Source organism: Caballeronia sp. LZ024 (genome assembly GCF_031451455.1).
GTDB classification, from domain to species: Bacteria; Pseudomonadota; Gammaproteobacteria; order Burkholderiales; family Burkholderiaceae; genus Caballeronia; species Caballeronia telluris.
The window spans coordinates 1-1,301 of sequence record NZ_JARUXL010000032.1 but is presented as its reverse complement, the minus strand read 5'-3'; the positions used below and the strand labels follow the sequence as shown (position 1 = coordinate 1,301).

Annotated in this window: 2 protein-coding genes; both read left to right on the top strand. The window is 55.0% G+C overall.

What is annotated here, in order from left to right; genetic code table 11:
* A partial coding sequence (locus QCE48_RS31570; protein ID WP_309794471.1) for a phospholipase D-like domain-containing protein occupies window positions 1-361 on the top strand: 361 nt, incomplete at its 5' end.
* A gap of 3 nt (window positions 362-364) precedes the next feature.
* The coding region (locus QCE48_RS31565; RefSeq protein ID WP_309794469.1) for a DUF6396 domain-containing protein at window positions 365-1,301 on the top strand (937 nt) is incomplete at its 3' end.

The following is a 1,301-nucleotide window of genomic DNA, read 5'->3' as shown; positions in this document are numbered from 1 at the left end:
GCCGGACTCGCCAGCGGGCAGCACATGGATGCCGGTCTACGTTCATAGCAAGATCATGATTATCGATGACGTGTTTCTCACGCACGGTTCGGCCAATGTTAACCGGCGCAGCATGCAGGTAGACAGCGAGTTGAACATCTGTCACGAGCGGATGGACGTGACGCAGCCGTTGCGTAGGCACCTGTGGAATATTCATACGAAGGGACTTCAAAACGCGGTGTCTGATGTTGCGGACGATGCAGCTCAGGGTTGGGAAAATATCATTACAAGAAATGCCAGTAATCAAAAAAACGGTTTGGCTCCCTTCGCGTCACTCATTGGATTCATGTGGAATGGTGCGAGCCGTTTGCGGTTGGACTGAACGATGAAGCAAAACACATCGATTGCGATCTGCCTGGCGCTCGCGCTATGCGCTTGTTCAAACAAGGATAATCCTATGCCCACTGAAGCTGAATGGAGCGCCGTGCGCGCGAAACTGTCTTTTATCTGCGTCCACGAAGCTGATCATCTGCCGCCTCTCGACCCGCAGGCAGACACGCTGTTCAAGTACGCGCTGTTGCTCGAAAAAAAGCCCGGCCCAAAAGACTTCGACGCAGCGGCCCGCTACTACCGGATCGCCGCCGCGTATGGTCATTACAAGGCCAATCACAATCTGCAACTACTGGTGTCCACCGGGCAGGCATCGTCTCCTCATGCGGCTACGGAAACGATTGGCTTGGTCGAACAACTGATCGCAGCGGGCATTCCTGGCGGCTACTACGACATGGGCCACTACCTCGAACTCGGCTACGGCGTGAAGCAGGACGAGAAGAAGGCGCGGATATACATCCGCAAGGCAGCGGACCTTGGTAGCCCGGAAGCACAGTACTACGTGGGTGATTTGCTTTCAGGTAAAGATAATGCTCCAGACATCTCGCGGCAGATGATGGATTGCGCAACTGACCAAGGATACGGAAAGGCGGCCAGTTATCTCGCTGTAGACCTTTTGACGGACAAGCAATACTCGCAGGCTGTCCAAGCGTTTCAAAAGGGTGTGGTAGCAGGAAATGCGCAATCGGCGTCTTTCCTTAAGTTTGGTTTCGACACGAATCCATCGGACGAGATGTCTTACATCGGACAGCCCACAGATCATGAACGCTCACGCCGCTACGGATTGATCTGGAAGTTCCTCAACGACCACGACGGCCTGAATCCAAAGGTCTCGGACATCGACCAGATCGTGCCCCTGCCGCCCGCGAAGCTGCCAGAGTGGGACGGCACATTCCAATGGCAGAAGGAACAGGATGCCGCGAAGCCGCCGC